This window comes from Aeromonas sp. L_1B5_3, assembly GCF_963866575.1.
In the GTDB taxonomy this organism is placed as follows: Bacteria; Pseudomonadota; Gammaproteobacteria; order Enterobacterales; family Aeromonadaceae; genus Aeromonas; species Aeromonas jandaei.
Genome location: NZ_CAWMDN010000138.1, coordinates 39,837 through 65,212, shown reverse-complemented (window position 1 = coordinate 65,212; position 25,376 = coordinate 39,837). Strand labels below are relative to the sequence as shown.

16 protein-coding genes are annotated in these 25,376 nt (G+C 59.3%); 11 read left to right on the top strand and 5 right to left on the bottom strand.

The annotated features are described in order from the left end of the window. Positions 1-107: 107 nt before the first annotated feature. The 4 genes from tapB to AACR93_RS18190 all read right to left on the bottom strand — a co-directional run bounded on the left by tapB (position 108) and on the right by AACR93_RS18190 (position 3,905). A complete protein-coding gene (gene tapB, locus AACR93_RS18205) occupies positions 108-1,814 on the bottom strand; it encodes a PilB family type IVa pilus assembly ATPase TapB (RefSeq protein ID WP_043851597.1) in 1,707 nt (568 codons plus the stop codon). After that, entirely contained in the window at positions 1,814-2,251 is a 438-nt protein-coding gene (locus AACR93_RS18200; protein ID WP_043851596.1) for a pilin, read from the bottom strand. The genes tapB and AACR93_RS18200 overlap by 1 nt, the downstream gene beginning before the upstream one ends. A 322-nt stretch (positions 2,252-2,573) precedes the next feature. Beyond that, positions 2,574-3,431, bottom strand: coding sequence for a carboxylating nicotinate-nucleotide diphosphorylase (gene nadC / locus AACR93_RS18195; protein ID WP_043851595.1), 858 nt, complete (start codon positions 3,429-3,431; stop codon positions 2,574-2,576). 3 nt (positions 3,432-3,434) lie between these two features. Next, complete coding sequence (locus AACR93_RS18190) at positions 3,435-3,905, bottom strand: retropepsin-like aspartic protease family protein (protein ID WP_041210672.1); 471 nt, start codon at positions 3,903-3,905, stop codon at positions 3,435-3,437. A gap of 123 nt (positions 3,906-4,028) precedes the next feature. On the opposite strand from AACR93_RS18190, the gene ampD reads away from it, so the two are divergent. From ampD to lpdA, 5 genes are all read left to right on the top strand, one after another. Further along, positions 4,029-4,598: a 1,6-anhydro-N-acetylmuramyl-L-alanine amidase AmpD gene (gene ampD / locus AACR93_RS18185; protein ID WP_043851594.1), complete on the top strand. Its 570-nt coding sequence runs from the start codon at positions 4,029-4,031 to the stop codon at positions 4,596-4,598. A gap of 278 nt (positions 4,599-4,876) precedes the next feature. Then, positions 4,877-5,641, top strand: a complete 765-nt coding sequence (gene pdhR / locus AACR93_RS18180) for a pyruvate dehydrogenase complex transcriptional repressor PdhR (protein ID WP_043851593.1) — start codon at positions 4,877-4,879, stop codon at positions 5,639-5,641. A 79-nt stretch (positions 5,642-5,720) separates the two neighbouring features. Beyond that, complete coding sequence (gene aceE / locus AACR93_RS18175) at positions 5,721-8,381, top strand: pyruvate dehydrogenase (acetyl-transferring), homodimeric type (RefSeq protein ID WP_043851592.1); 2,661 nt, start codon at positions 5,721-5,723, stop codon at positions 8,379-8,381. A 119-nt stretch (positions 8,382-8,500) separates the two neighbouring features. Further along, complete coding sequence (gene aceF, locus AACR93_RS18170; RefSeq protein ID WP_043851591.1) at positions 8,501-10,384, top strand: pyruvate dehydrogenase complex dihydrolipoyllysine-residue acetyltransferase; 1,884 nt, start codon at positions 8,501-8,503, stop codon at positions 10,382-10,384. Positions 10,385-10,548: 164 nt separating this feature from the next. Beyond that, entirely contained in the window at positions 10,549-11,976 is a 1,428-nt protein-coding gene (gene lpdA / locus AACR93_RS18165) for a dihydrolipoyl dehydrogenase (RefSeq protein WP_033115370.1), read from the top strand. A 156-nt stretch (positions 11,977-12,132) separates the two neighbouring features. Here the strand turns inward: lpdA and AACR93_RS18160 are convergent, their stop codons facing one another. Beyond that, a complete protein-coding gene (locus AACR93_RS18160) occupies positions 12,133-14,043 on the bottom strand; it encodes a methyl-accepting chemotaxis protein (protein ID WP_043851590.1) in 1,911 nt (636 codons plus the stop codon). 233 nt (positions 14,044-14,276) lie between these two features. On the opposite strand from AACR93_RS18160, the gene AACR93_RS18155 reads away from it, so the two are divergent. The 6 genes from AACR93_RS18155 (at position 14,277) to mdtD (ending at position 25,367) form a co-directional block, all read left to right on the top strand. Then, the gene (locus AACR93_RS18155; protein ID WP_043851616.1) at positions 14,277-16,529 is read left to right on the top strand and encodes a patatin-like phospholipase family protein; all 2,253 of its coding nucleotides are present in this window, start codon (positions 14,277-14,279) and stop codon (positions 16,527-16,529) included. 229 nt (positions 16,530-16,758) lie between these two features. Further along, the gene (gene acnB / locus AACR93_RS18150) at positions 16,759-19,356 is read left to right on the top strand and encodes a bifunctional aconitate hydratase 2/2-methylisocitrate dehydratase (RefSeq protein ID WP_043851589.1); all 2,598 of its coding nucleotides are present in this window, start codon (positions 16,759-16,761) and stop codon (positions 19,354-19,356) included. A 252-nt stretch (positions 19,357-19,608) separates the two neighbouring features. Beyond that, positions 19,609-21,195 carry an EAL domain-containing protein gene (locus tag AACR93_RS18145; RefSeq protein WP_043851588.1) on the top strand — a complete coding sequence of 529 codons (1,587 nt, stop codon included), beginning with the start codon at positions 19,609-19,611 and terminating at the stop codon, positions 21,193-21,195. Between the two features lie 159 nt (positions 21,196-21,354). Further along, complete coding sequence (locus tag AACR93_RS18140) at positions 21,355-22,749, top strand: D-arabinono-1,4-lactone oxidase (protein WP_043851587.1); 1,395 nt, start codon at positions 21,355-21,357, stop codon at positions 22,747-22,749. A 9-nt stretch (positions 22,750-22,758) separates the two neighbouring features. After that, positions 22,759-23,886 carry a CobW family GTP-binding protein gene (locus tag AACR93_RS18135; protein ID WP_043851586.1) on the top strand — a complete coding sequence of 376 codons (1,128 nt, stop codon included), beginning with the start codon at positions 22,759-22,761 and terminating at the stop codon, positions 23,884-23,886. Between the two features lie 68 nt (positions 23,887-23,954). Then, complete coding sequence (gene mdtD / locus AACR93_RS18130) at positions 23,955-25,367, top strand: multidrug transporter subunit MdtD (protein ID WP_043851585.1); 1,413 nt, start codon at positions 23,955-23,957, stop codon at positions 25,365-25,367. The last annotated feature ends 9 nt before the right edge of the window (positions 25,368-25,376 follow it).

The window sequence follows — 25,376 nt, the reverse complement described above, 5'->3', positions numbered from 1 at the left end:
ACCCCTGAACCGTCGGATTTGATGTCTTGCCTCTGCGGCCGACTGCTATCCGGTCAATATCTTTACCCGTGTTTATGCACTCTGATGCCTGCTATCGGGATGAGCAATCAATTTGTCGTCACCCGGTTGACCTCTGCCAGACTGGTGACGCCAAGGCGAGCCTTTTCCAATCCTGACATGCGCAAGGTACGCATCCCCTCTTTCTGGGCAATAGCCGCTATTTGTAGCGAGTTGGCCCCTTGCATGATCAGTTTTGCGATGTTTTCCGACATCAGCATGATCTCGTAGATACCGACCCGCCCCTTGTATCCACCAGAGCACTCCTTGCAGCCGACCGGTTTGAACAGTCGCAGCCCCGCTGCCAGTTGCTGCTGAGTAAAGCCCAGCTCCAGTAATTCGGCTTCCGGCACCACTTCAGGAGCCTTGCAGTGGTCACACAGTTTGCGTGCCAGCCGCTGGGCCATGATCAGGGTTACCGAGGAGGCGATATTAAAGGCTGGTACCCCCATGTTCATCATCCGGGTGAGGGTTTCGGCGGCAGAGTTGGTGTGCAAGGTAGAGAGCACCAGGTGGCCGGTCTGCGCTGCCTTGATGGCGATTTCGGCGGTTTCCAGATCGCGGATCTCCCCCACCATCACCACATCCGGGTCTTGCCGCAGAAAGGAGCGCAGGGCGCTGGCAAAGGTGAGACCAGCTTTGGGGTTTACTTGTACCTGGTTGACTCCGGGCAAGTTGATCTCCACCGGATCTTCCGCGGTAGAAATATTGACCTCAGTGGTGTTGAGAATATTGAGGCCGGTGTAGAGCGACACTGTTTTGCCCGAACCGGTCGGGCCGGTCACTAGGATCATGCCTTGAGGTTTCGAGAGCGCACGCAGATATTGCGCCTTTTGCCGATCATCAAAACCGAGTTGTTCAATGTTGAGGCGGGCTGCCGAAGAGTCGAGCAGACGAATAACAATTTTCTCACCCCACATGGTGGGCAGGGTGTTGACCCGCATATCCATCGACTTGTTGCGCGACAGCTTCAGCTTGATACGGCCATCCTGTGGCAGCCGCCGCTCGGCGATATCGAGCCGTGCCATGACCTTGAGACGGGCAGAAAAACGGTTGGCTAGATTGACTGGCGGAGTTGCTACTTCATGCAGGATGCCGTCGATGCGAAAGCGAATGCGGTATTTCTGCTCGTAGGGTTCAAAGTGCAGGTCGGAGGCACCGCGCTTGATGGCATCCATCATGATTTTGTTGATGTATTTGACGATGGGTGCATCATCATCAGCGGTGTTGACGCTTTCATCCAGTCGACTGCTCTCATCGGACACTTCGAGGTCGGAGATTTCTGATTCATCGATATCCTCCATCCCGAGGGCATCGTTCTCACTCTCCAGCAATTTTCCTATTGCCGCTGTGAGTTTGTTCTCTTCGACCAGCAGCGCCTCGGTATGCAGCCCAAAGCTGAAGCCGAAATCTTCCAGTGCCGACACATTGGTCGGGTCGGACATGGCGATATAGAGGGTGTGCCCTTGCGTGTAGATAGGCAGCACATGATGCTTATCAATCAGCTTCTGATTGAGGTACTTCTGCGGGATCTCGGCCAAATCGAAGGCGGCAAGATCCAGCAGAGGTACCCCATACTCCAGCTCGCAAAAATCGGCGAGCGCCTTGCTCTCAAGGATTTCGTTCTCGATCAGGAAGGTTACAAAGGGTTTACGCTGAGCCTTGGCTTGGCTCAGATAGCGCTGGGAGTCCTCCTCACTTATCAGTGAAGAGGCGGCCAAGCTTAACGCCAGGCCGCTATTGGGTGATGAAGTCATTACTTAGCAGGGCAGTAATCTGCAGCACCGGTCGCACATGTCAGAGTCCATGTCAGTGGATCGGTGTTAGAAGGAGTCGAGCTTGTCAATATCGCCGTGTCTCCAACAACAAGCGGGGCCAAGGTTCCAGCTGCGGCACTAGCGGTAGGTGCGGAAGTTACCACCCATGCAGAGGTGCCTCCACCAGTAACTGTTGTAGTGACATTACCTTGTGCAACTGCCCCACTTTGGATATCGGCAAGTACACACGCAGTGCCTTTTGTTTGTACACAGACCTCGATTGAGGTTTTGTACTTTCCTGTAGCAGAAGCAACTTCGGTCATCTTGGCTTTTTTGGTGTAGTTCTGATAAGCCGGCAAGGCTACCGCGGCCAGAATCGCGACGATCGCCACAACGATCATTAATTCAATAAGGGTAAAACCTGATTGTTTCTTCATTTCAAATATCCTTTTGTCCTTGGTTCCTGGGAAGTGCCGATGGAAAATCATCCACACGTCAGTATCTTATCCGAGCTATCAAGGGTGGCAACAGAGATCGCTGCCTTTGTTAACCACTTTTCTGTCATTTGCTAAAAACATGATGAAAATCATATAGCAAGCAGTTTCTATCGACTCTTTTTACCGGTTGTAAAGGGCCCGCTATCACACTCCTTATGCAGAGGGTTCCTGCCATAAAGAAAAGGCGCCGGAGGCGCCTTTTGCAAGTCCATGATCTGTTATCTATCTTCCCGTTTACGACGGGATGGCGCGCATCTTCCTGTCAGATAAAACGCATCGAGAGGTCGAGCGCCCGCACATGCTTGGTCAGCGCCCCGACCGAGATAAAATCGACGCCGGTGGCGGCAAATTCGGCCAGGGTATCGAGGGTGACATTACCGGATACTTCCAGCTTGGCCCGTCCCTGATTGATGGCGACTGCCTCACGCATCATGGCAACATCGAAGTTGTCCAGCATCACGATATCGGCGTTGGCCGCCAGCGCCTGCTCCAGCTCGGCCAGCGATTCGACCTCTACCTCTACCGGTTTGCCCGGATTGAGATGACGAGCCTCATTAATCGCTTCGGCAATGCCGCCGCAGGCAAGGATATGGTTCTCTTTGATGAGATAGGCGTCGTAGAGACCGATGCGGTGATTCTTGCCGCCGCCACAGGTGACGGCGTACTTCTGGGCCGTGCGCAGGCCCGGGATAGTCTTGCGGGTGTCGAGTAGCCGGCAATCGGTCTCCTCCAGTTCAGCCACATAGCGAGCGGTGAGGGTGGCAACGCCGGAGAGGGTCTGGACGAAGTTCAGCGCATTGCGCTCGCCGGTCAGCAGCAAGCGGGCTGGGCCATGGAGGCGGAACAGCTCCTGATTGGGGGATATTACCTCGCCATCCTGCACCTTCCACTCCACCTTCACCTCGCCGCCGAGTTGTACGAACACCTCGTCGACCCATGGCTGACCGCAGAACACACCGGCTTCACGGGTGATTACCCGAGCGCTGGCCATCCGGTCGGCCGGGATCAGCTGGGCCGTGATATCGGCACTGGCGTCCGGTTGGTCCAGCGCGGTGAGGGCATCGCCCAGATCTTCGAGTAGTGCGGCGCGTACGGCGCGGCTGACATCCTGTTGAAACATGCCTTATTCCTGCAAGGGTCTGAGCAGCAGTTGCCGCTCTTTTTGAACCAGCTCCAGCCGGCCTAGGGCGTTCATGCCAACCAGCACCTCGTCGCCCTCAGCCGCCGGATTGATAAAGATGGCCAAATCGTACAAGGTCAATGGCCCCATCGCCAGCGTTTCAATGGTACCGTTGCCGACCCGGATCTGACCCGCAGCGGTATTGACCTGGCTGCTGCCACGGGCTGTCAGACCCAGCCGCTCGGCAACCTGCTGCGGAATGGTGACACGGGTGGCGCCGGTATCGAGCAGCAGTTGCACCGGGTGGCCGTTGATGGCACCCTCCAGACGGTAGTGGCCGCTCTGGTCGGCTTGCAGCAGCAGTTCGCCGCTGGCGGTGACGCTGGGTTGGCTGCGGGAGTGAAAATAGAGGGTCAGCAGACCCATCAGAGAGAGCCAGGCCAGTAACCACATCCAGCGTGCAGTGTGCTGCATATCTCATCCATTGCGAGCGGAAGATGACTCAGCCTAACACACAATTTTCCACTGATTCAGCGGCTTGGTGACAAGATGTCTGCCCTGATCGCGCTTTTCTGTTCAACTCGTATCGAGTAGCCGATGACCCATTCTGACCCCATTTTTTCCATCGATGATGCCGGCTGGTGCCAGCAGGCTCGCCGTGTTCCTTCTCCCCACCACAATGAGCGGGTAGCGCCAGACGATATCTCCCTGCTGGTGGTGCATGGCATCAGCCTGCCGCCGGGGGAGTTTGGCGGCCCCTTTATCGACGACCTCTTTATGGGACGGCTCGACCCCGAGGCTCACCCCTATTTTGCCGCTATCCATCAGCTGCGGGTTTCGGCCCACTGCCTGATCCGCCGCGATGGCGAGCTGGTGCAGTATGTGCCGTTTGGCGCGCGCGCCTGGCACGCCGGAGTATCGAGCTGGCAGGGGAGGGAGGCCTGCAATGACTTCTCCATCGGCATCGAGCTGGAGGGGACGGACGAAATTCCCTATACAGATGCGCAATATTTCGTACTGACGGGGCTCACCCGAGCCATCTCCGCCCGTTACCCGGCGGTCACCATCGAAAAAATTGTCGGCCATTGCGATATCGCACCTGGGCGTAAAACGGATCCGGGGGAGAGTTTTCAGTGGTCACGCTTCCGCGAGATGCTCAATAGTTAAAGTAAATATTCAAATTTAGTTTGGGTTTTAAAATCAATGGCTTGCCTCTATGGCAGGCCATTTTTGTTTGTGGTTGCGCAAATGTTATTTGTGAGCTTGTTCAAGAATATTGGTAAGACCAATTTCTATGAGCCAAATCATGTTTACCCCGCTTTACCTCTTATTGGGTGGTGGTGATTCTTGATTCAGATCATCTTTTGAGTGGACTTTTGACAAGGCCTCTGCTAATTTTCGCCCCATTCATGAAATTGGTAATACCAATTTAACAAAGTAGCCTCATGCCCTATCGCAAGATTACGCAACCCAAGTTGGCCGACTCCATTGTCGCCGAGCTGGAACAGATGATTCTGGAAGGAAGTTTGCAGCCGGGGCAGAAATTGCCTCCCGAACGCGAACTCGCCATCCAGTTTCAGGTATCGCGCCCATCCCTGCGCGAAGCCATCCAGCGACTTGAAGCTCGCGGGTTGCTCTATCGCCGTCAGGGCGGTGGCACTTATGTGCAGAATGCCCTGAGCAAGGGGATCGCCGATCCCCTGTTCGAACTGCTCAGCACTCACCCGGAAGCCCAGTATGACCTGCTGGAGTTTCGTCACGCACTGGAAGGCATCTGCGCCTACTATGCTGCGTTGCGGGGTACCAGTGCGGATTTCGAACGCATTCGTCAGGTGCAGACCACCATCGAAGAGGCGGGCCAGTTAGGTTCGCTGGTGGCCGAATCGGCAGCCGTTACCCAGTTCTATCTGGCGGTGGCCGAGGCGTCCCACAACGTGGTGCTGCTGCATCTGCTGCGGGCCATGAGCCCGATGCTTGAACAGAACATTCTGAGAAATAACGAGATTTTGAATCGCCGCCCGGGAGTGGTAGCCAAGATCCGACGCCATCGTGCGAATCTGATCGAAGCCATCCTGTCGGGGGCTCCGGAGCGGGCCAGAACAGCTTGTCATGAGCATCTGGCCTTTATCGAGGACACCTTGTTGGATATGCAGAGGGAAGACAGCCGGATCCAGCGATCCATGCGTCGGATCCGTCAGCAGGAAAACTAATCCCACAAGGCTTTATTGTCGAATGCTTGCGCCCTTCGCCGTGCAATGCCGTGCAATCACAACAAAATAGGAACCAGCCATGTCTGATATCCTGAAGAACGATGTGGACCCGATAGAAACGCTGGAGTGGCTTGCCTCTCTGGAATCCCTGCTGCGTGAAGAGGGTCCCCAACGCGCTCAGTTCATCCTTGAACAGTTGGCCGAGAAAGCCCGCGCAAGCGGTGTGGACGTGGCTGCCAAGGCAAACCGCGATTACATCAACACCATCCCGTCCAGCGAAGAGCCGGACTACCCGGGCGACCTGGAGATGGAGCGCCGCATTCGCGCCATCATCCGCTGGAACGCCATGATGATCGTGCTGCGCGCCTCCAAGAAAGACCTGGACCTGGGCGGTCACATGTCTTCCTTCGCTTCTTCTGCGACCATCTATGATGTCTGCTTCAACCACTTCTTCCGAGCTCGCAACGAGAAGGATGGTGGTGACCTGGTTTACTTCCAGGGTCACATCTCCCCGGGTATCTATGCCCGTGCCTTCGCCGAAGGTCGTCTGACCGAAGAGCAGCTGGACAACTTCCGTCAGGAAGTGGATGGCAAGGGTATCCCTTCCTACCCGCACCCGAAACTGATGCCGGACTTCTGGCAGTTCCCGACCGTATCCATGGGTCTGGGCCCCATCGCCGCCATCTATCAGGCTCGCTTCCTGAAGTACCTGACCGACCGTGGCATCAAGGATTGCTCCGAGCAGACCGTTTACGCCTTCCTGGGTGACGGCGAGATGGACGAGCCGGAAGCCAAGGGTGCCCTGACTGTTGCCGTGCGTGAAAAGCTCGACAACCTGGTGTTCGTGGTCAACTGCAACCTGCAGCGCCTGGATGGCCCGGTTGTTGGTAACGGCAAGGTTATCAACGAGCTGGAAGGCCTGTTCGCCGGCGCCGGCTGGGACGTGACCAAGGTTATCTGGGGTCGCAAGTGGGATGAGCTGCTGCGCAAGGATACCTCTGGCAAGCTGATCCAGCTGATGAACGAGACAGTGGACGGTGACTACCAGACCATGAAGTCCCGCGACGGTGCCTACATCCGCGAGAACTTCTTCAACCGTTACCCGGAAACTGCCGCGCTGGTCAAAGACATGACCGACGAGGAGATCTTCGCCCTGAACCGCGGTGGTCACGATCCTCGCAAACTGTTCGCTGCATTCAACAAAGCGACCCAGACCAAGGGCAAGCCGACTGTTATCCTGGCCAAGACCATCAAGGGTTACGGCATGGGCGAAGCGGCCGAAGGCAAGAACATCGCTCACCAGGTCAAGAAGATGGAGCTGGACTCCGTGCGTCACCTGCGTGACCGCTTCAACCTGCCGGTGGCCGACGAGCAGCTGGCCGACCTGCCTTACCTGAAGATCGAAGCGGGTAGCGAAGAGCACAAATACCTGCATGCTCGTCGTGCGGCCCTGAAAGGCTACCTGCCGACCCGTCTGCGCGAGAGCACCGACAAGCTGGAAATCCCGGCGCTGGATGCCTTCGCTCCGCTGCTGGGTGAACAGGCGCGCGAAATCTCCACCACCATGGCGTTCGTGCGTTCCCTGAACGTGATGCTGAAAGACAAGTCCATCGGCAAGCGCATTGTTCCGATCCTGGCTGACGAAGCCCGTACCTTCGGTATGGAAGGTCTGTTCCGCCAGATCGGTATCTACAGCCCGCACGGTCAGCAGTACACCCCGCAAGACCGCGACATCGTCTCCTACTACAAGGAAGACAAGCAGGGTCAGGTTCTGCAAGACGGTATCAACGAGCTGGGCGCTATGTCCTCCTGGCTGGCTGCTGCGACCTCTTACAGCACCAACGACTGCCCGATGATCCCGTTCTACATCTACTACTCCATGTTCGGCTTCCAGCGGATCGGCGACATGGCGTGGGCAGCCGGTGACCAGCAAGCCCGTGGCTTCCTGCTGGGTGCAACCTCCGGTCGTACTACCCTGAACGGCGAAGGTCTGCAGCACGAAGATGGTCACAGCCACATCCTGGCCGGCACCATCCCGAACTGCATCTCCTACGACCCGTCCTACGCCTATGAAGTGGCAGTGATCGTACAGGACGGCCTGCGCCGCATGTACGGTGAGAACCCGGAGAACGTGTTCTACTACATCACCACCCTGAACGAGAACTACGCCATGCCGGCCATGCCGGAAGGTGCCGAGGAAGGCATTCGCAAGGGTATCTACAAGCTGGAATCCGTCGCCGGTGCCAAGGCGAAAGTGCAACTGCTGGGTTGTGGTTCCATCCTGGGTCACGTGCGCACTGCTGCCCAGATCCTGGCAAGCGAATATGGCGTGGGCTCCGACGTGTTCAGCGTCACCTCCTTCAACGAGCTGGCTCGTGACGGTCAGGACGCGGATCGCTGGAACATGCTGCACCCGACAGCAGACGCTCGCGTACCGTACATCGCTCAGGTGCTGGGTTCCGAAGCCACCATCGCTGCGACCGACTACATGAAGTCCTTCGCCGATCAGGTCCGCGCCTTCGTTCCGACCGAGAACTACCGCGTGCTGGGTACCGACGGTTACGGCCGTTCCGACAGCCGCGCCAACCTGCGTCGTCACTTCGAAGTGAACGAGTTCTACGTGGTGGTTGCTGCCCTGACCGAGCTGGCCAAGCGCGGCGAGATCGACAAGCAGGTTGTGGCCGATGCCATCGCCAAGTACGGCATCGATGCCGACAAGATCAACCCGCTGTACGCGTAAGTGGATCAAGGGTCGCGCCGTCATGCGGCACTACCCTGCCAGGGTTTAAAACGGTTAACGCGAGATGTGCGTGGCGGCATCAGCCAGTCACGCGGATCGACGCAAGAGGATAAAGCACAATGTCCAAACAGATTATGGTGCCGGATATCGGCGCCGATGAAGTTGAAGTCACCGAGATCATGGTGGCCGTGGGTGACAAGGTCGAGCTGGACCAGTCCATCATCGCGGTAGAAGGCGACAAGGCCTCCATGGAAGTACCGGCCCCGTCTGCCGGTATCGTCAAAGAGATCCTGATCAAGGTGGGCGACAAGGTCGCCACCGGTTCCCAGATCATGGTCTTCGAAGCCGAAGGCGCTGCTGCTCCTGCAGAAGTGGCCGCTCCTGTTGCTGCAGCTCCGGCCGCCGCACCGGTCGCTGCCGCTCGCAAAGATGTCAATGTACCGGACATCGGTGGTGACGAAGTAGAAGTCACCGAAATCATGGTTGCCGTGGGCGACATGGTTGAAGCCGACCAATCCATTATCGCCGTGGAAGGTGACAAGGCCTCCATGGAAGTGCCTGCGCCGTTCGCTGGTCGCGTGGTCGAGATCAAGGTTGCCGCTGGCGCCAAGGTTTCTACCGGCTCTCTGGTAATGGTATTTGAAGTGGCTGGCGCGGCTCCTGCCGTTGCTGCTGCACCGGCTCAGGCTGCAGCTCCTGCCGCCGCCCCGGTTGCTGCTGGCGCGAAAGACGTCAACGTACCGGATATCGGTGGCGACGAAGTCGAAGTCACCGAGATCATGGTTGCTGTTGGTGACAAGGTTGAAGCCGACCAGTCCCTGATCGCCGTGGAAGGTGACAAGGCCTCCATGGAAGTGCCTGCGCCGTTCGCCGGTGTGGTCAAAGAGATCAAGGTGAAGGCGGGTGACAAGGTCTCCACCGGTTCCCTGATCATGGTATTCGAAGTGGCTGGCGCTGCGCCTGTCGCCGCGCCGGTTGCTCAAGCTGCCGCTCCGGTCGCTGCTGCACCCGTTGCTTCTGCTCCGGCTCCGGTTGCTCAGGCTGCTGCCTCTTCCGATTTCGTTGCCAACGACGCTTACGTACACGCCTCTCCGGCGGTACGCCGTCTGGCGCGCGAGTTCGGTGTCAACCTGGCTAAGGTGAAAGCCTCCGGTCGCAAGGGCCGTATCGTCAAAGAAGACGTACAAGCCTACGTGAAGGATGCCATCAAGCGTGCTGAGTCCGCTCCTGCCTCTGCTGGCGTAGCCGGTGGCAACGGTCTGGGCGTACTGCCGTGGCCGAAAGTAGACTTCAGCAAGTTCGGTGATGTGGAAGAGGTCGAGCTGACCCGCATCCAGAAGATCTCCGGTCCGAACCTGCACCGCAACTGGGTCATGATCCCTCATGTCACCCAGTTCGACGAAGCCGATACCACCGAGCTGGAAGCGTTCCGCAAAGAGCAGAACGCGATGCTCGAGAAGCAGAAGGCAGACGTGAAGATCACCCCGCTGGTGTTCATCCTGAAAGCCGCCGCCAAGGCGCTGGAAGCCCACCCGCGCTTCTGCAGCTCTCTGTCCGAAGATGGCAGCAAGCTGATCATGAAGAAGTACATCCACATCGGTGTGGCGGTTGATACCCCCAACGGTCTGGTTGTGCCTGTGGTGCGCGATGTTAACAAGAAGGGCATCATGGAGCTGTCTCGCGATCTGGCCGAGATCTCCAAGAAGGCCCGTGCCGGCAAGCTGACCGCTTCCGACATGCAGGGCGGTTGCTTCACCATCTCCAGCCTGGGTGGCATCGGCGGTACCAGCTTTACCCCGATCGTCAACGCGCCGGAAGTGGCCATCCTCGGTGTATCCAAGTCCGAGATGAAGCCGAAGTGGAACGGCAAAGAGTTCGCTCCGCGCCTGATGCTGCCGCTGGCTCTGAGCTACGACCACCGCGTGATCGATGGTGCCGATGGAGCTCGCTTCATCACCACCATGAATGGCGTGCTGTCCGACATTCGTCGACTGGTCCTGTAAGTGAGAGGGCGGGCCCAGAGCCTGCCCTTTTTACTTCTCATTTCATTAACATGATCGTAAACTTGCCCCGTTTTTTTCACGGCTGCAGCGGCCTCTTGTTTTGCAAGGAAAAGAAGGCATAAGACTGCGCTGTCCGGGGATACAAGAACGACAAAGAGGTCATGATGAGTAAAGAAATCAAAACCCAGGTCGTAGTACTGGGTGCTGGCCCTGCCGGTTATTCCGCTGCTTTCCGTGCGGCCGATTTGGGTCTGGATACCATTATCGTCGAGCGTTACTCCACCCTGGGTGGCGTCTGCCTGAACGTGGGTTGCATTCCCTCCAAGGCCCTGCTGCACGTAGCCAAAGTGATTGAAGAAGCCAAGGCGCTGGCCGAGCACGGCATCGTCTTTGGTGCACCGCAGACCGACATCGACAAGATCCGTCTGTGGAAAGAGAAGGTTATCAACCAGCTGACCGGCGGTCTGGCTGGCATGGCCAAGATGCGTAAAGTTCAGGTTGTGAACGGCTTCGGCAAGTTCACCGGCCCGAACACCATCGAAGTTGAAGGCGCTGATGGCAAGACCACCGTGACCTTCGACAACGCCATCATCGCGGCCGGTTCCCGTCCGGTGAAGCTGCCGTTCATTCCGCACGACGATCCCCGCGTATGGGACTCTACCGATGCGCTGGAGCTGAAAACCGTTCCTGGCAAACTGCTGGTTATCGGTGGCGGCATCATCGGTCTGGAGATGGGTACCGTGTACTCCTCTCTGGGTTCCGAGATCGACGTGGTGGAATTTGCTGACCAGCTGGTTCCGGCTGCCGACAAAGATATCGTCAAGATCTACACCAAGCGCGTTGCCAAGAAGTTCAACATCATGCTGGAGACCAAGGTCACCGCAGTTGAAGCCCGTGAAGACGGCCTGTACGTCTCCTACGAAGGCAAGCACGCTCCGGCCGAGCCGGTTCGCTACGACAACGTGCTGGTTGCCGTAGGCCGTGTGCCGAACGGCAAGATGCTGGATGCCGAGAAGGCAGGCGTTGCCGTTAACGAGCGCGGTTTCATCGAGGTGGACAAGCAGCTGCGTACCAACGTGGCGCACATCCACGCCATCGGTGACATCGTTGGTCAGCCGATGCTGGCGCACAAAGGTGTGCACGAAGGTCACGTTGCCGCCGAAGTCATCGCCGGCAAGAAGCACTACTTCGACCCGAAAGTGATCCCGTCCATCGCCTACACCGAGCCAGAGATGGCATGGGTTGGTCTGACCGAGAAGGAAGCCAAGCAACAGGGCCTGAACTTCGAAGTGGCCACCTTCCCGTGGGCTGCTTCCGGTCGCGCCATTGCGTCCGACTGCTCCGACGGCATGACCAAGCTGATCTTCGACAAGGAGAGCGGCCGCGTCATCGGTGGTGCCATCGTCGGTACCAATGGTGGTGAACTGCTGGGTGAAATCGGCTTGGCCATCGAGATGGGTGCCGACGCCGAAGACATCGCACTGACCATCCACGCTCACCCGACTCTGCACGAGTCAGTGGGTCTGGCAGCCGAAGTGTTCGAAGGCTCCATCACTGACCTACCGAACGCCAAGGCCAAGAAGAAAAAGTAATCTTCTGTCCGCTTCATGAAAAAGCCGCTCAATCGAGCGGCTTTTTGTTTTTGGTCATTAGATATCAAAGATATCCCTGTCCTGTTTTTTCCTGCTTGAGTTTGCACATGAGAAAGGGCGCCGTAGCGCCCTTTTTATCGTGCCTGATGGCCCCGTTTATAGCCGGAAGTTGCCAACCAGTTTATCCAGCTGGGCAGAGAGCTGCTGCAGGCTGCGGCTCGATTCGGTGAGCTGGTGGGCGATATCGGCCGTCTCCATGGTGAGCTGGTTGATATCTTCCACGTTGCGGTTGATCTCGCCGACCACGCTCGACTGCTCCTCGGTAGCGGTGGCGACCTGGATGTTCATGTCGTTGATCTGGGTGATATGGGCGGTGATATGGCCGAGCGCGGCGTTGGCTTCATCGGCCTGTGCCACCACTTCCAGACTCTGGTTGCGGCCCTGAGCCATGGCGCTGACGGCGCGGGCGCTCTGATCCTGCAGCCGGTTGATCATCTCCTGGATCTCGGCGGTAGAAGCGGCGGAGCGGTTTGCGAGGTTGCGCACCTCGTCGGCCACCACGGCGAAGCCGCGGCCCTGTTCGCCAGCACGAGCCGCTTCGATGGCTGCGTTGAGCGCCAGCAGGTTGGTCTGCTCCGAGATACTGCGGATGGTCTCGAGGATGCTGCCGATAGAGTCGGTCTGGCTGGCCAGCGACTCGATCACTCCGGCGACCTGCTCGATCTCCCCGGAGAGGCCGACGATGCCGTGGCGGGCCTGTGCCACGATGTGGGCACCGGCATCCGCCTGATCATTGGCCTGCTTGGCGACATCCGCCGCCAGCGAGGCGTTGCCGGCAATCTCGCCCACGGTGGCTCCCATCTCGTGGATGGCGGTAGCCACCTGTACGGTGCGGTCACGCTGGGCGGTACAGTTGTGCTGGGTCAGCTGGGCTTTGCTGGCCACCTCGTTGGCCGTCGTGGCCAGCTGACGGGAGTTGCTGGCCACCTGCTCGATGGAGCCGTGGATCTTGGCGACGAAGTTGTTGAAGCCGGTCGCAACCTGGCTCAGCTCGTCACGGCCCTCCACCTTGAGGCGCTGGGTCAGATCGCCATCACCGCTGCCCAGCTCCTTGAACAGACGTGCCAGTTCGTTGAGCGGGCGGCTGACAGATCCCGCCAGCAGCATACCCATGGCCCCCATGGCGAGTGCGATGACCAGCGAGATCATCAGGATCTGGTTGCGGTTCTGATCCAGCTCGGCGTAGATCTCAGCTTCCGGCACCTGGACGACCAGATACCAGTCGAGCAGCGGGATATAGCTGCTGGCCAGCACCATGGGCTCGCCATTCACTTCGGCGCTGATTACGGCAAAGGGGTGCTTGGCCAGCAGGCTGCCACTGTCGCTGCCTGCCAGCTGGCTCAGGTTGTCACGCTCTATCCGGCTGGCATCGGGGTGCAATTTCACCTTGCCGCTGCCATCGACCATAAAGACGATACCGCTATCTTCCAGCCGGAAGTTGGACACCATGGCAACCATTGAGTCGAGGGATTTGGCAAAGCCGGCCAGTCCGCGACCATTGAGCTGCTGGAAGTTGACGAACAGCTTCATCTCGCCGGTGCTCTCGCGGAAGATGCTGAGAGTCATCTCCTTCTGGCTCTTGGTGTAGTCATAGAACCAGGCATCCTGAGCCGGAGTGAGGTTGCGCAGAAAGCCATCCTGGTTGTAGTAGGCCGCGGTCTGGCGATCGGCAAAGGAGGCGGTGACCAGCCCGTACTGGTTGGCTACATCCTTGAGCTGATTGATGAGCAGTGGCTCCTGCTCCTTGGGCATGCCCCGATCCACCCAGTCGAGAATAAAGCGGTCGGTGGCCAGCTGCTGTGCCGCACGGGCGATACCGTTGAGATCCTGTTCGATCTCCTTGCTGATGCGCTGGGTCAGGTTGGGTAGCTCCTGTTCGAACATGCGCTTTTCGATCAGTTGCTGAGCTGCGCGCTGGCTGAAGTAGCCCACCAGCAGGCAGGAGATAACGACGGCCAGGGTGACGGTGGCCAGAATTTTCTGTTTGAGGGTCAGGGTTGCCAGCATATAAGTGCCCGAAAGATAGAGATTGACGACTCTCATATTAGCGGCAGAGAGGGGGCGCCCATGAGCCTTTCGACCCTTTATTTATGGATTGCGTTTGCGCTCACAAGGGTCTGGCGGACGAATAGATCCGGGAGAGGCTGAATTGGCCGGAATGCCGGTTGCGCTTGTGCTCCGGCCCCTTATAGTAGAGGCCATCTCTGGTGACCGGCTTCCTGAACAAGATGGAAAATATGATGCGCAGCGTTCGTGCGGGATGGACCCGACTGCTTTTGATTATGTTGGCGGCCATGCCGCTGCTGGTGCAGGCGGCAGATGGTGGCCGCCCCAAGGTGGCACTGGTGCTCAGTGGCGGCGGTGCCAAGGGCTCGGCCCATATCGGTATCCTCAAGGTTCTGGAGCAGAAGCGCATCCCGGTCGACATCATAGTGGGCACCAGCATGGGCTCCTATGTGGCGGGCATGTACGCCATGGGGCTTAGCGCCGAGGAGGTGGAGCGTACGACGCTGGCCATCGACTGGAACAAGGGTTATCAGGACAAGGTGGGCCGTGATGAGCTCTCCCTGCGCAAGAAGCAGCAGACCGAGAAGTATCAGCTACGCACCGATATCGGCGTCAATGGCGACACCATTCAGCTGCCGGATGGTTTCTTCCAGGGCCAATCCATGGCCAGCCTGCTGCGGACGGCCACCTCCAACCTGCCGGCGCTGAAGAGCTTCGATGATCTGCCGATTCCTTATCGTGCCATGGCAACCGATATGGAGACGGTCACCCCTTACGTGCTCGATCACGGCAGTCTGGCCAAGGCGATGCAGGCTTCCATGTCCATTCCGGGGGCGCTCAAGCCGGTGGAGTGGGATGGCCGGATTCTGGCCGATGGCGGTGCGGTCAACAACATGCCGGTGGACGTGGCCAAGGCGATGGGAGCCGATGTTGTGATCGCGGTGGATATCAGTGCCAAGCTGCGCACCCGCGAGTCTCTCAAATCGGGCCTTGCCATGATCGACCAGCTCACTACCTACATGACCCAGGTCGGCACCGACAAGCAGAAGGCGCTGCTGGGGCCCAAGGATATCCTGCTCACTCCCGAGTTTGGCGACATGGGGATCGCTGATTTCGCCCGGATGCCGGAGGGGATCAAGATAGGCGAGGCAGCGGCCGAGAAGGTGTCGCTGGAACTCGACAAGCTATCCCTGAGCAAGGAGCGTTACAACGAGTACCGCAACCGCAAGCTGAGTCGCCGTGCCGAACGCAGCGGCCTGCCCGCCTACTACATCGACAAGGTGGAGATCATCAACAAGTCGCGTCTATCCGACGAGACGGTGCGCGCCATGCTGGATGTGCGACCGGACAAGATCCAGACCAACGAGAGTCTGGAGGCGGGCATTCGCCGCCTCTATGCGCTGGAGTCGTTCGATCGCATTACTTACGAGGTGGATGAGCGCGATGGCGAGAACGTGCTGGTGGTCGATGCCAGCGAGAAGAACTGGGGGCCGGGTTACCTCAACTTCCAGTTTGGCTTCTCCGATGATTTCGAGAACACTTCCAACTACAACGTCGGCATGTCCTACACCCTCACCAACGTCAACAACTGGGGCGGGGAGTGGCTGACCGAAGCGTCGCTTGGCACGGCCAAACATATCAAGACCGACTTCTATACCCCGCTGGAGCCCTCCCAGACCTTCTTTGGCGAGGCAAGCTTGGCCTATGACAAGACCCAGCGCCGCATCTTCAGCTCCGAGCCGGATACATTCAACTACCTCGACAGCGACTACTCCTTCTTTAGCTCCGATCTGGCCGTTGGCTGGAACAGCCAGCCATGGAGCCGTATCTACACGGGGCTTGAGGGGCGGGTGGGCAATATCGATCTGAAAAACCTCAAGAATACCAGTGTGGATGCCACCGCATGGGGGCCCTTCATCCGTTTTGAGCACGATACCCTGGATAGCCTCTATTTCCCCTACTCGGGCGAGAAGTGGGATATGAAGCTGGGTTATTCCCACGTCAATCTCTCCGGCGGAGAGCAGGATCAGAGCAGCCGCGACGAGGGGTGGAACTACAACTTTTCCATGATCAAGCCCTGGTCATGGGGGCGTCACAGCCTCAACCTGATGCTGGAGGGCGGTGGTTCCAGCAGTCAGGAGGCGCTGCCGCTCTATATCCAGGATCTGGGGGGGCTGTTCCGTCTCTCCGGCTTCCAGCGCTATCAGCTGAGTGGTCGCTACAGCCTGTTTGGCGGGTTGCGCTACATCTACCGGGTGGCGGACAACGACTTCGGTGCCCTCAAGATGCCGCTCTATCTGGGCGGCTCCCTCGAGCAGGGCGGGGTGTGGGACAAGGGTGAAGATATCAGCTTTGACAGCTCCTTCACCGCCGGCTCCGTCTATGTGGGGGTCGAGAGCTTCCTTGGCCCGGTGTTCCTCGGCTACGGCATGGCGGAGGAGGGGAATGGCGTCTTCTATCTGCAATTGGGCACTACGTTCCAATAATGGATAAATGATGCGTATTTGTTAACTCTGCATCTGGGCTGGTATTTAATTTTCAAAAAATACCAGCCTGTTTAATTGGTTACGGTTTTGTGTTGAATTGGTTAACGGGGTTTGGATTTTAATTGGTCGTTAAAACTTATATAGTGGGGAGCACCCTACGGGGTGTCCCGCAAGGACGATCGCCGCGAGCGTGGGCGAACCCCAAAAAAAGACCAAAGAGGAATTAGTCGTGCTTGAAACATACCGTAAACACGTCGCAGAACGTGCTGCCGAGGGCGTGGTTGCCAAACCTCTGGACGCAGAGCAGGTCGCCGCCCTGGTCGAGCTGCTCAAGAACCCGCCCGCCGGCGAACAAGACTTTCTGAAAGAGCTGTTGTCCTCCCGAATTCCCCCCGGTGTTGATGAAGCGGCCTATGTCAAAGCCGGTTTCCTCACCGCCGTCGCCAAGGGCGAAGCCCACTCTCCCATCCTGACTGCCGCCGAAGCCGTTGAACTGCTGGGTACCATGCAGGGTGGTTACAACATTCAGCCGCTGATCGACCTGCTGGACGATGCGACCCTGGCTCCTCTTGCCGCCAAGGGCCTCTCCCACACCCTGCTGATGTTCGACTCCTTCCACGACGTGGAGGAGAAGGCCAAGGCGGGCAATGCCCACGCCAAGCAGGTGATGCAATCCTGGGCCGATGCCGAGTGGTTCCTCTCCCGCCCGGAGCTGGCCGAGAAGATCACCGTCACCGTGTTCAAGGTGACCGGCGAAACCAACACTGACGACCTCTCTCCTGCGCCGGACGCCTGGTCCCGCCCCGATATTCCGCTGCACGCGCTGGCGATGCTGAAAAACGCCCGTCCCGGCATCACCCCGGACAAGGATGGCGCCGTCGGCCCCATCAAGACCATCGATGCCCTGAAAGAGAAGGGTTTCCCGCTGGCCTATGTCGGCGATGTGGTCGGTACCGGCTCTTCCCGTAAATCTGCCACCAACTCGGTGCTCTGGTTTATGGGCGACGATATTCCGTTCGTGCCGAACAAGCGCGCCGGTGGCGTAGTGCTGGGTGGCAAGATTGCCCCGATCTTCTTCAACACCATGGAAGATGCCGGCGCCCTGCCCATCGAGGTGGACGTTTCCAAGCTGGAAATGGGTGACGTCATCGACATCTACCCGTTTGCCGGCAAGATCTGCAAGCACGGCACCGAACAGGTGCTGGCGCAGTTTGAACTGAAAACCGACGTGCTGATCGACGAAGTGCGCGCCGGTGGCCGTATTCCGCTGATCATCGGCCGCGGCCTGACCGACAAGGCTCGCGAAGCGCTGGGTCTGCCGTTCTCCACCGTATTCCGTCGCCCGCAGCCGGTGGCCGATACCGGCAAAGGTTTCACCCTGGCCCAGAAGATGGTGGGCAAGGCGTGTGGCGTGAAAGGCATCCGCCCGGGCACTTACTGCGAGCCCAAGATGACCACGGTCGGCTCCCAGGACACCACGGGCCCGATGACCCGCGACGAGCTCAAAGATCTGGCCTGTCTCGGCTTCTCCGCCGATCTGACCATGCAGTCCTTCTGCCACACTGCCGCCTATCCGAAGCCCATCGACGTACAGACCCACCACACCCTGCCGGACTTCATCATGAACCGCGGCGGTGTGAGCTTGCGTCCGGGTGACGGCGTCATCCACTCCTGGCTGAACCGCATGCTGCTGCCGGATACCGTGGGTACCGGTGGTGACTCCCACACCCGTTTCCCCATCGGCATCTCCTTCCCGGCGGGCTCCGGTCTGGTGGCTTTCGCCGCCGCCACCGGCGTGATGCCACTGGACATGCCGGAATCTGTGCTGGTGCGCTTCAAGGGCGAGCTGCAACCGGGCATCACCCTGCGTGATCTGGTCCATGCCATTCCCTACGCCGCCATCCAGAAAGGGCTGCTGACCGTCGAGAAAGCGGGCAAGAAGAACATCTTCTCCGGCCGTATCCTCGAGATCGAAGGTCTGCCGACTCTGAAGGTGGAGCAGGCGTTCGAACTGGCTGATGCCAGCGCCGAGCGTTCCGCTGCCGGTTGCACTATCAAGCTGGATAAAGAGCCGATCATCGAGTATCTGAAGTCCAACATCGTGATGCTCAAGTGGATGCTCTCCGAAGGCTACGGCGACCCGCGCACCATCACCCGTCGCATCAAGGGGATGGAAGAGTGGCTGGCCAACCCGACCCTGATGGAAGCGGACAAGGATGCCGAGTACGCCGAAATCATCGAGATCGATCTGGCCACCATCAAGGAGCCGATCCTGTGCGCACCGAACGATCCGGACGATGCCCGTCTGCTGAGCGACGTGGCTGGCGACAAGATCGACGAGGTGTTCATCGGTTCCTGCATGACCAACATCGGTCACTTCCGTGCCGCCGGTAAACTGCTCGAGAAGTATCAGGGCGAGCTGCCGACCCGCATGTGGATCGCACCGCCCACCAAGATGGACAAGGATCAACTGACCGAAGAGGGCTACTACGGCATCTTTGGTCGCGTAGGTGCACGCATCGAGATCCCGGGCTGCTCCCTGTGCATGGGCAACCAGGCGCGGGTAGCGGAAGGTGCCTCGGTGGTCTCCACCTCCACCCGTAACTTCCCGAACCGTCTGGGTAAAGGTGCCAACGTCTATCTGGCTTCTGCGGAGCTGGCTGCCGTTGCCGCCATTCTCGGCAAGATCCCGACCGTGGCAGAGTACCTGCAATACGCCAAGGCGCTCGATGCCACAGCGGCTGACACCTACCGCTACCTCAACTTCAACGAGATCGCCTCCTACACCAAGAAGGCCGATGCGGTGATCCTGCAGCAGGCGGTCTAACGCCTCACTGCACAGCTGTAACGAGAGATGCCGCGTAATACGCGGCATCTCTATTTTGCGGCTTTCTATTCTTGAGTCTCTTTCGAGGCTTGTTGCTGCGGGCTGTGATCCAACCACAGTTTTCGCTGTTCGTTTTATAAGTGCTTTGCGTTATGTTGTTTGGTTATGACCAGTCGGGAGATCCCTGCGTTGGTCGGTATGATATGGATGTCTGCCTGCGGGCGGCTCTGACCAACTGTGGCGTGGCTCTCTATGTTTCTATTCCGGATCGATCTCTCCCGAACCAGGCTGCGTGTTGGCAGTGCTCTGTTGGTATTTTCCCTGCCGCTGCTGGTGGGTAGCTGGATCATTCACAGTATCTATGTTCAGGATCTGAGGTCTGACTCTCGCGATTCGGCGCACAAGGCGAAGCTGCTGCTGGAGGAGATGCTGGACAGGGCCGAGGAGGCCAACCGGGAGGTGTTGCCATTGGTCAATGCTCCCTGTGCCAAGAACCTGCTGATCCTGAGAAAGACGGTTGCGCTCGAACCGTTTCTGCGGTCGGTCAATCTGGTGCGCGACGGGGTGATCAACTGTACCTCCCTGTTTGGCGAGGCCAATGATGCTGATGACAGCACTATCTACACCGGGCGCAAGCTGCTTTTGATGAGCGGCAACCGGGTACGCAAGAATCACCCGCTGCTGGTTGTGCGTCTCGAACAGGGTTCTGATGCGGCCCTGAGTGCCATCGACAGTACCCAGCTCAGCTTCATGCTCTCCCTGAGTGGCAAGCCGAGCGAGCTGTTCTTGCAGGTCGGTTCGGCCTGGCTCAGCGAGTCGGGCCGCTATCTCGAACGCCTGCCCAGATTGCACCACAGCACCAGCCTTGAACTCTCCTCCCAGCGTTACCCCTTCACCATCTATGCCGGTTATACCATGCCACTCTACTGGCGTTCGCTGTGGGAAGCTCGCCAGACGGCGCTGTTGTCGCTGGTTGGCGCATCCCTGTTGCTCTCCCTGCTGGTGTGGTGGGTGCTGGGGCGGCCGGGGTCGCCGACGGATGAGCTGCGTCGGGCACTGCGGGCGAAAGAGTTCGTCCCCTATCTGCAGCCGCTGGTGGCCAGCGACACCCGGCGGATGATGGGGGCCGAGGTGCTGATGCGCTGGAACCATGCCACCGAAGGGGTGATCCGCCCCGATCTCTTTATTCCTCAGGCGGAGGAGTCGGGGCTGATCGTCCCCATGACCAGCCAGATGATGCGCAACGTGGCAGCTCAGCTGAGCTGGGTGCAACGCTCTTTGCCCGATGGTTTTCATATCAGTTTCAATATCAGCGCCGCTCACTGTCACGACTTTGCCCTGCTGCAGGAGTGTCGGCTGTTCCTCGATCACTTTGCCCCCGGCAAGGTGGTACTGGTGCTGGAGCTGACCGAGCGTGAGCTGCTGGTGGCGGATCCCAAGACCCTCTCCCTGTTCCGTCAGCTGGACGAGATGGGGGTCAAGCTGGCCATCGACGATTTCGGGACTGGCCACTCCAGCCTGATCTATCTGCAGCAGTTCCATGTCGACTACCTCAAGATCGACCAGTCCTTTATCGCCCGTATCGGCACCGAGTCGCTCTCGGAGCATATCGTGGACAACGTGATCGATCTGGCGACTCGCCTCGGGTTGGCGCTGGTGGCGGAAGGGGTAGAAACCAGCAGGCAGGCTGACTACCTCAGAAGCAAGGGGGTCGATTATCTGCAGGGCTTCCTGTTTGCCCGTCCCATGCCGCTGCGCCAGTTCTGTGACGAGCTGTTGCCAAAGGAGCAGGAAGAGTCGGCCACCGCGCTGGCGGGCGATATCCCGGGTACGGTCTGAGAGACTCGCCGACCAGTACCAAATGATTCTGACAATGTGGTGATAGCATGACGGAGGCCAATTCCACCAGATTGGCAGGGTCTTGTTTTCCATGCCTTGGCGCCCGCTTTTCGGTAGAATCGTCGCTCATTTTGACGTCAGCAAGAGATGAGGCGCGGTATGACGGTTCAGTTCCAGGCATTTCACAGCATCAAGGCGATTGGTAATCGGGAGGTGCTGTTCAACTGGTCGAGAACCAATCCCCTCGGGGCGCTGGATCAGGTGTGGCGCCCGAAAACCCGCGACGAGCTGCAGGCGCTGCTGCGGGAACACCCCGAGCGCAAGCTGCGCCTTATCGGTTCCGGCCTCTCTTTTGAGCCCATTCACAGCGTCTATGCCGAGGGCAGTCAGGCGCTGCTGGTGGACTTGCACCACCTGCGCGGCCAGCTGGCCAAAACCGCTGATACCGTGACTTATCAGGCGGGGACGCCCCTCGACATCGTTTACGGCGATCTTATCGCTATGGAGCGGATGCTGCCGGCTTCCCCCGGGGTTATCGGCATCCAGACTCTGGGCGGCGCGCTCAGCACTGGCACCCACGGTCAGGGGCTGCATCAGTCTGCCCTCTGCGATGCGGTAGAGGCGATGACGGTGATGCTGGCCAATGGCGACATCATCCGGGTGGATCGCTTCGACCCGCGTTTCGGCGCCTTCGTGATGGGGATGGGGATGCTCGGCATCCTGCTCGACGTCACCCTGCGCACTGTCCCGAACCGAATCATGCGCTGCACCAAGTTCACCACCGATTACCCCTTCCTGTTGGAGCACAACGAGCGGCTCAACCGCGAGCACGGCTTTGTGAAGAGCTGGTGGTTTGCCTGGACCGGCGAGAGCCACATCTGGCTGGTGGATCCCGCCTCCGATGAGGAGGTTGCCCGCTACCGCGCCGGTGGCAGCGAGCCGCTGCTGCTGGATGGCGATATCGACGCCCGCATGAACGCCACCATAGATGCCACCCTGCAGAAGATGGCGAAAGATACCAAGGATGAGGCGCTGGCCGGTGAGCACTTCGAGACGGTGCGCCGCTTCAAGGATGCCTCCGATCTGGTGGGCAACGTCTACCAAATTCTCTGCAAGGGGATCCCGGCCCCCCAGATCAACTGTGAAGTGGCGGTACCGCTCCATCGTATGAACGAGGCGCTGGAGACTCTGCAAGCGTGGCAGCAGGCCAATCCGGGCGTGTTGCACTACCCCTTTATCCTGCGCTGCACCGGCTCTTCCGAGGCGTGGCTCAGTGCCGCTTACGGCCAGCCGGTCTGCTGGATCGGTTTTCTGGTCTATCTGGCTGCGGACGGCACCTTCGTCAACGGCTCCATGGAGCAGATGCGCGAGCTGCAGCAACTGCTGGTGCCGCTCGGCGGCATTCCCCACTTCGGCAAGCATCTGGCTATGGATCTCTACGACTTCCCGGCCCTGCTGCCGCGCTGGAACGACTTCGTGGCCTTGCAGCGCGAGCTCGACCCCCACGGCCGCTTTGAAAACCGCTGGCTCAGCGACCTGTTTGCCAACCGGTAAGGATCTGACATGACCGATATGCAAGATACCCGTATCCCAGTGACCCTGCTGACCGGCTTTCTCGGCAGCGGCAAGACCACCTTGCTCAACCACTGGGTCAAACAGCCGGAGCTCGGCGAGTGTGCTGTGTTGATCAACGAGTTCGGCTCGGTAGGGCTGGATCACCATCTGGTGCAGCAGGTCGATGAGCAGGTGATGCTGCTCGACTCCGGCTGCATCTGCTGCTCGGTGCAGGGCTCTCTGGTTGAGGCGTTGCAGGGGCTGTTTATGAAGGCCATCCAGCGCAAGATCAAACCGTTCAAGCGGCTGATTATCGAGACCACTGGCCTCGCCGATCCGGCCCCCGTGCTCTTCACGTTGAGGGAGGAGGGCTTTATCGCCCAGCGCTACCGCTTCGATGGCACCGTCACCGTGGTGGATGCCGGTCATATCGAGCAGCAGTTGGCGGCCCAGTATGAGGCGGTGAAACAGGTGGCGTTGGCGGATCTGCTGGTGGTGAGCAAGGGCGATCTGGTGGATGGCGAGCAGCTGGCGCGGGTCGAAACCCAGCTGGCGGCCCTCAATCCGGCGGCGCCGATCCAGCTGGTGACCAATGGCGAGCTCTCGCCCAAGTTGCTGGATAAGCTGGGCGCCTACAACGAAGCGGCCGGGCGCGATGTGCGCCAGCTGCTGGCATGGCTGCGCACCGAATCCCCCAAGCAGGGGCTGGCGTCACCGATGCAGCCGAAGATGCAACCGTTCGCCGCCAAGGTGGGCACAGCTGCGCCCACCCACTTCGAGCACGGCAACATCGAAAGTTTCTCTTTGCGCATCGGCGAGCCGCTCAAGCCCTCTCGTCTGCTGGCTGCGATCGATGCGGTGCAGGCCCAATACGGCGATGCTCTGTTGCGCCTCAAGGGGATCTTGCAGCTGGAAGGGGAGAGCCAACCGGTGGTGATCCACGGCGTTCACGGCCAGCTCTATCCGCTGCAGGCTCTGGGGGAGTGGCCGGAGGGCAAGGCCCAGTCCCGACTGGTGTTTATCGTGAAAACTCAGGACAAGGCGGGGATAGAACGGCTGTTCCTTGATACGCTCAAGGCTCCCGAGCCCAGTCTCGAAGAGCAGCTCAAGGCCATGCTTGGCCAGCCGGATGCCTGATGTCTGACATGACCCGCCCGTAACAACGAGAGCGGGTCTTTTTATTCCTGAAGTGGAGGTGGTCTGTTATGGCGGAAGTTTCACTCGGGGTGACCCCGGCCCAGCGCAAGTGGCTGCCCATGCTGGCGGCTGTCGGCTTTTTCATGCAGTCGCTGGATGGCACCATTCTCAATACCGCTCTGCCCAGCATGGCCGAGACGCTGGGGGAGAGCCCGCTGCAGATGCAGTCGGTGGTGATCGCCTACATGCTGACGGTGGCACTGCTCATCCCTGCCTCCGGCTGGCTGGCGGACAGGTTCGGTACCCGTCGCATCTATCTGGCGGCGATCTCGCTGTTCACCCTCGGTTCGCTGGCTTGTGCCGCCTCCGGTTCGCTCTCCATGCTGGTGGCTGCCCGGGTGCTGCAGGGGATTGGCGGGGCTTTGCTGATGCCGGTGGGACGACTGGCGGTGCTGCGGGTCTATGACAAGCGGGAGCTGCTGCGGGTGATGTCGTTCGTCACCATTCCGGGGCTGCTTGGCCCGCTGATGGGGCCAGCGCTCGGTGGCTGGCTGGTCGAGGTGGCGAGCTGGCACTGGGTCTTTCTGATTAACCTGCCGGTGGGAGTGATCGGCTTTATGGCGAGCTGGTATTTCATGCCCGATCTGCGTCAGGCGACCGCCCGTTTTGACTGGCAGGGCTTCGTGCTGTTCAGCCTCGGCATGGTGCTGGTATCGGTCGGTTTGCAGGGGCTGGGGGAGCACAGTATCTCCACCGGCTGGGCGCTGTTTGCGTTGATCTTCGGGCTGGCGGCGATGGCGAGCTACTGGCTTTATGCCGCCAGTGCGGAGCAGCCGCTCTTCAGCCTGAATCTGTTCAAGACCGCCACCTTCGCCATCGGGGTCTGGGGCAACCTGTTTGCCCGCCTCGGCAGCGGTGCCATGCCGTTCCTCACCCCGCTCTTTCTGCAACTGGGGCTCGGCTTCTCCCCGAGCAAGGCGGGGATGACCATGATCCCGACGGTGCTTGGCGCCATGCTGACCAAGACGCTGGTGAACAAACTCATCCCCAGAGTGGGCTATCGCCGCATCCTGATTGGCAACACCCTGTTGCTCGGCGCCATGATCGCCAGCTTCTACTTTATCGACAATCAGCTCCCCTATGGCGTGCTGCTGGGCTGGCTGGCTATCTTCGGCGCCATCAACTCGCTACAGTTCTCCGCCATGAACACTCTCACGCTGCAAGATCTCAGCCCGACCCTGGCCAGTAGCGGCAACGGCCTGCTCTCGGTGGTGATGCAGCTCTCCATGAGTTTGGGGGTCGCGATTGCCGCCAGCTTGCTGGGGCTCTTCTCGGCGGGTACCTCAGCGGCCAACGGCCAGTGGCTGGCAGGGTTCCACCTTACCTACCTCTGTGTCGGCCTGCTCTCCATGCTGGCGGCGCTGATCTTCGCCCAACTGGCGCGAGACGGGGGCACGACTTCGGCTCAGGCCAGAGGATAAGAAAGAACA